The following is a 6,000-nucleotide window of genomic DNA, read 5'->3' on the forward strand; positions in this document are numbered from 1 at the left end:
ATATTTAGGTAGTTTTTCATCCTCAAAATAATTATCTCATTAACCTGAATGTTATCAAATTCTTAGAACAAATTAAATGTTTGATTACAAACACTAAAGCTAACATTTGTCATTATCTCATTATCCTCTACAAACACACATTTTATGATGAATACCTTTCTTCAGTACTGACACTAGGTTTTTGTTGAATCACCGATTCTTTTGATAGCTTTTGTCATGTGGCAGGAAAAAGCTAGTCCTTGTAAAGAATTATAATAAAAACCTCATTTTAATTTGCTAATAAGAAAGGAATGGAATGATGAATAACAGACAGATATTACGTGCGTATTCGATTAAAGAAGTTTCTCAGATCATAAATATTCCAACTGGAACGATTAGACAGTGGGAAAAGGATTTAAATGGTCTTCTTGTTATTCCTCGTACACAGCAAGGCGCTAGATATTATACAGATAACGAAATAAAGATCCTGAAAAAAATTAAGGAAATGCGCGAACAGCATGTGAGCAAGGGAATGATTCGAACTTTATTGGAAAAACATTTAAATGAAGGTTCAGAATCCCCTTCCGAACCTTTCGAAATGGCGGTTCAACCGGTACAAGATAAGCCAACTCAAGCATCGACTGATATTCAGACGAACAATACGGAAAGTATGGAAGCCTTTTATACAGCAATGGAAACATTTAAGCAAGATCTTTTAAACGAGATCAAAAATGAAATCGCAACCAACAAAAATGATCTGATCGATGAAATGAAAAATGAACTTTCAAATTCTTCACTTGTAACGGTTAAAGAAGTCTCAAAATCGATTCAAAGGTCGAATGATAAAAGAAAAGTAGAAATGCATGAGATTACAAATACAATCATGAAGGCTTCAGAACTGACTTCCGAAACTTTCGCAACCCTTTCCAATGACATTCTGAATGATTCGGAAGCTACTTACGAGAAGCTTTCAAAACGAATTAATCAGTCTAGTAAGTTGACGGAAAGAGACAATAAAGCAGCGCTTGAGAAAGTCTCACAAACCGTTACCGAAGCAAAGGATGAAATTCGAAGTGTATCCGAAGCTTTCGATGCGCAACAAGATTTCTTAATTGAATCGTTAAACGAACTTAAACAGTCACAAGAAGAAATCAAAAAAAGAGAAGAAGTCTTTCAATCAATGATATCAAGCTATCGAGAAGTGGCAACAGCAAAAACCTCAAAGAAAAAATGGTGGCAGGGTTGGTTTCATTAGTTGGGTCTGTAGCATTATTTGGATCAATTGATCTTTAAACAAAAATCATCCCTATAAGACATATTAATGTGGTCTCACAAGAAGTTCACCACGAAAAGTCCATCTGCCTTATTGTGTAGATGGATTTTTCAATTTGTCGAACAAATCATGCTTCTTCATTAATTATTGTACTTTATAAACAATTGCTTCAAAAGGTCTTAATAGATGCTCTCCAGGTTTATCATAATTACAGAGCAATAACTCTTTTGTTGAATAGTCTATATCAGGTGGCAGATGTAATTCCACTTCTTTAGCAAATAAGTTGTTGATGATGAGTATGGTTTCTTCCTCTAATACCCTCTTATACGCGTAAATTTGATCATGATCTTCCAAAAGAATATCATAGCTCCCATAAATGAGGACTTGATATTTCTTTCGTAATTGAATCAACTTCTTATAATAATGATAAATAGAATTCAGATCTTGCCTTTCTTTTTCAACGTTTATGGTGGTGTAATTTGGATTAACTTTTAGCCACGGATCTCCTTTCGTAAACCCTCCATGCTTCCGATCATTCCATTGCACCGGTGTTCTTGAATTATCTCGACTGTTTTTCCAAAGTAACTCCATAATATCTTCGAGTGGTACCCCCTCTTTCACACTTTGATCATATAGATTTTTCGTTTCCACATCATTGTAATCATCAATCGTAGGGAATTTCACATTTGTCATGCCAATTTCCTGTCCTTGATAAATAAATGGTGTTCCTTGCATAAGAAAATACATAGTTGCCAAACATTTAGCAGACTTCTCCCAATAGTCTTCACTATTTCCCCAAGTTGAGACCGAACGAGGCTGATCATGGTTTTCTAGGAACAAGGCATTCCAACCCACGCCCTCAAGTCCTTTCTGCCATTTCGTCATCGTTTCTTTCAATGTATGAATATCTAGACCTGTATTCGTGTTTTTCCCCCAAAGATCTAGATGTTCAAATTGAAAGATCATATTAAACTTCCCGTTCTCCCCTACCCATTGGTCCGCTTGATCCACGCTGACTCCGTTCGCTTCACCGACTGTCATCATATCGTAGTTCGCAAAAGTTCTTTGCTTCAATTCTTCTAGAAAAACTTGAATACCCTTACGATTCATATGACCTTTAAAAGAAGGAACATATTTCTTTTTTTCTGGGTTTGGCAGATCTGGAAATCCAGCTTCCTTTTTGATATGTGAAATGGCATCGACACGGAATCCATCAATCCCTTTATCCAACCACCAATTAATCATTTTATATAATTCATTTCGAACGATTGAATTTTCCCAGTTCAAATCCGGTTGTTTACTTGAAAACAAGTGGAGAAAATATTCATCTGTCTTTTTATCATATTCCCATGCGGATCCACCAAAAATGGATTCCCAATTATTAGGTTCTTTTCCCTCTTTGCCCGGACGCCATATGTAATAATCTCGATAAGGGTTATCTTTTGCTGAGCGGGATTCAATGAACCATGGATGCTCATCCGATGTGTGATTCAGTACAAGGTCCATAATTAATTTCATATCACGACGATGTATTTCCGAGAGAAGTTGCTCGAAGTCATCCATTGTTCCAAATTCTTCTGAAATATCCTGATAATCACTGATATCATATCCGTTATCATCGTTTGGTGATGGATAAATGGGACAAATCCAAATCACATCAATGCCAAGATCCTTTAGATAATCTAGTTTAGAAAGTATCCCTTGGATATCACCAATTCCATCATCATTCGAATCCATGAAGCTGCGTGGATAAATTTGATAAGCAATGGCTTCCTTCCACCACTTTTTTTTCACTTTATCCCTCCTGACTTTTAACCACTATTTACGTATATCATCTATCTCTTCATTGCCATTTTAAACTTTTTTATACTAATACAGATGCATTTTACTATTTCAAACCAATCATCTTGAAAGGAAACTTTCATTTTCAATCTCGTTGAATCACAGAAAAAAGGACAATAACATCCTATGTTTTAATCCTTTTTTCGTGCCTCTTTCTAAATCATTTACATATTGATTTAATGTTGTTAATTATGAACAAATATCAAATGTTTGTTCTTATCTTTAGAAAAATAGAAAAAGGCAATTTGGAACTCAGATGATCATTTTTTCAAGTTAAGCAAAATGTTCTCGAATAGTCGGACAATTGAGATGGCAGGACGCCATCCCTTGTTCGAAGGCCATTCATCCCCTCCCTACTCATCGGGCTGTGCCCTTCATATTCCTTGAGGAAGGAGTCTTCTCGCCTAAAATGATAAAACATGCTCGGGATCATAAAGATCATTTAATATTCCTGAATATACAGACTCAAGTGTTAACTGATCCTAACTTTCGAAGCGGTATCGGGACAATGGTATGCACTAGGAAGACCGATGTCACAATTATGCGATGGCCATTTACCGTTAGCAAAACCGATTATCCAAAAAAAATTAGGATAGGAAAAAACCTTGCAGTTCAATAAAATCACTACAAGGTTTTTTCTTATCAACTATTCAATAAATTGGGTAATAATTGCGAAATAATTTTTAGTGGTTCGCTTGATTTTTGTGTTAAACAAAGCATCATTCCACCTTCAATAGAAGCGGTCATCATGAGAGCAATTGAATGAGCCGTTTCTTTTGAAAACCCATCCTCTACTAACTTGCTGGATAAAATCCCTTGAATCTTTGTGTAAAGGTCCGAACAGGCATTTCGGACCGGCTCACTTACTGATGCCATTTCGCTAACCATGCTGCTAAATGTATGACCAGCAATCGTACCTTCCCGATCAAAGTCGGCTACTAATTTTTCAATCATCGCCTGTGTGGCTTCTAGAGTATTGGGATATCGATTGAGAATATCCTTAATGTCCGTAGTAATCGCTTCATTCATGAACCGCAGACAAGTGATGAGTAATTCTTCTTTTCCATTCGGAAAATGATGATAGAGCGAGCCTTTTGTAATCTTACATTCTTTTAAGATTTCGTTTAATCCTACACCCTTATATCCTTTTTGTTGGAAAAGATTTGTCGCGATGTCGACTATCAACGATTTTGTATCCATTTCCATGGTACACCTCCTCCATACCGATCGGTCTTGTTACTATATCAAAAAAAATCAAATTAAAAGACTATTTCGTTAACTTATCGTTATTTAAAAAAGTTTAAAATGATGTTCGATATAAAACAAAACTAACTATTCATTTAGAATAAAGTTTAAAAATTGATAGCTGTAATATGAATAAACTAATTAAGTAATTCCTTTCATACTTAGATATTACCATAATATTCAGCCCTTTACTTTTAGTAAACACCAATTCTTCAACACAGAAAAATATTTACTATTATTTAAACAATCAAATTATTTAATTTGGACTATTAGCTTGAATTAAGTATATGATCTCTATTTTTCCAGCTATCAGAATCCAATTTTGTTTCCATTTCAGCTGCTGCTTCGCAGATAAGTCATAAGCTAAAATAATATAAAGAAGGACTGCAAATTACAAGGTTATACACAATTTACAAATCTATAACTCCCTAAACAAATAAAAAGAGAGAACATCTGTTACTCAAGCAGATGTTCTCTCTTTTGTTCTTGTATTAAACTAGGTATTTTCAATTAAGCATAATCACTCAGGCTTACGGATAACTAAAACATCACATTGAGCTGAACGTACGGTTGCTTCAGATACGGAACCTATTAAGTAACGTTCAACAGCATTTAGCCCCATAGCACCGCAGATAATTAAATCAGCTTCTACTAAGCTAGCAAGCTCTTTCGTAATGATACTTCTTGGAGAACCGTATTCGATTACTACTTTTACGTTTTCAACACCTTCAGCCTCAGCTTGTGCCTTATAGCTATTTAAAAGTTCCTCTGATCGCTACTGTGCCTGCTCAACAATAGAACGGTCACAAGCTTCGAATGAACGAGTATCAATTACGTTTACTATGTTTAATGTTGAACCTTCGTTACGTTTTGCAACATCGATTGATTTGCGAAATGCGTATTAGGCTTCTTTTGAACCGTCTACTGCTACCACAATACTTTTATAATGATTCATCTGCCATAATCTCCTTCTAACACGATTTGAAAGCTCTTCTATCTTGTATAGATTCAGTGCATGTTCATGGAAATTCTAGCCCTTGTGTACAGGCGCAGTTGCTTTCACTGCTGACTTCACCTTTACATCCGCTGATTTTTTCATAAATAAAGACAGTACAATATTAAGTACAGCTAATACTAAACTGATATAAAATACCGTTGATGATCCTGATGCTGCTACTTCTGGTAATTCACTTCCAGCTGCTAAGATACTACCTTGTTTTGCTGAGAAAAGAGATACCAATACGGCAATACCAACAGCGCCGGCTACTTGTTCGATCGTTTGGGTGATCGCAATTCCATCTGGATAGTATTGTTTTGGAAGAGAGTTTAGCGTGTTTGTTTGTACAGAAGCAAGCACCGCTCCTATTCCTAACATCATAACAATATGAGTTAACACAATCATCCATAAATGATTTAGTTGCAATAATCATGCCCAATTCCTTTCTTCATGTCCTTATTAATTTTCCCTTTTAATTCAAGATAATCTAAATAACCAATCATTTCAGACATAACATTGAAAAACTGCTTTTCATACTTTTCTTTATATCGTAATTGGGCCATTCCACTTGCAGTTGAAATTCCGGATTTAATAATGTCTATGTATTTATTGGCTTTTTCATCTATCTCTCTTATTCTTTCTTTTAATAAATCAATAGGATTTT

General features: G+C 35.1%; 4 protein-coding genes and 2 pseudogenes. 1 reads left to right on the forward strand and 5 read right to left on the reverse strand.

What is annotated here, in order from left to right; all coding sequences use genetic code 11:
• Positions 1 to 295: 295 nt before the first annotated feature.
• On the forward strand, positions 296 to 1,234 hold the full coding sequence (locus JMM81_RS21170; protein ID WP_256243538.1) for a MerR family transcriptional regulator: 939 nt from the start codon (positions 296 to 298) through the stop codon (positions 1,232 to 1,234).
• Between the two features lie 162 nt (positions 1,235 to 1,396).
• Here the strand turns inward: JMM81_RS21170 and JMM81_RS21175 are convergent, their stop codons facing one another.
• The 5 genes and pseudogenes from JMM81_RS21175 to JMM81_RS21195 all read right to left on the reverse strand — a co-directional run.
• Complete coding sequence (locus JMM81_RS21175) at positions 1,397 to 3,046, reverse strand: glycoside hydrolase family 13 protein (RefSeq protein WP_256243540.1); 1,650 nt, start codon at positions 3,044 to 3,046, stop codon at positions 1,397 to 1,399.
• Between the two features lie 690 nt (positions 3,047 to 3,736).
• A complete protein-coding gene (locus tag JMM81_RS21180; RefSeq protein ID WP_256243541.1) occupies positions 3,737 to 4,300 on the reverse strand; it encodes a TetR/AcrR family transcriptional regulator in 564 nt (187 codons plus the stop codon).
• A 559-nt stretch (positions 4,301 to 4,859) separates the two neighbouring features.
• Positions 4,860 to 5,294, reverse strand: a pseudogene (locus JMM81_RS21185) (universal stress protein).
• 75 nt (positions 5,295 to 5,369) lie between these two features.
• On the reverse strand, positions 5,370 to 5,762 hold the full coding sequence (locus JMM81_RS21190) for an MFS transporter (protein ID WP_256243542.1): 393 nt from the start codon (positions 5,760 to 5,762) through the stop codon (positions 5,370 to 5,372).
• A pseudogene (locus JMM81_RS21195) lies at positions 5,753 to 6,000 on the reverse strand (MBL fold metallo-hydrolase); the annotation flags it as partial. The pseudogene JMM81_RS21195 and the gene JMM81_RS21190, both read right to left, overlap by 10 nt.

Origin of the sequence: Bacillus sp. V3B, from assembly GCF_024494465.1 — a bacterium.
Taxonomy (GTDB): Bacteria; Bacillota; Bacilli; order Bacillales; family Cytobacillaceae; genus Bacillus_BD.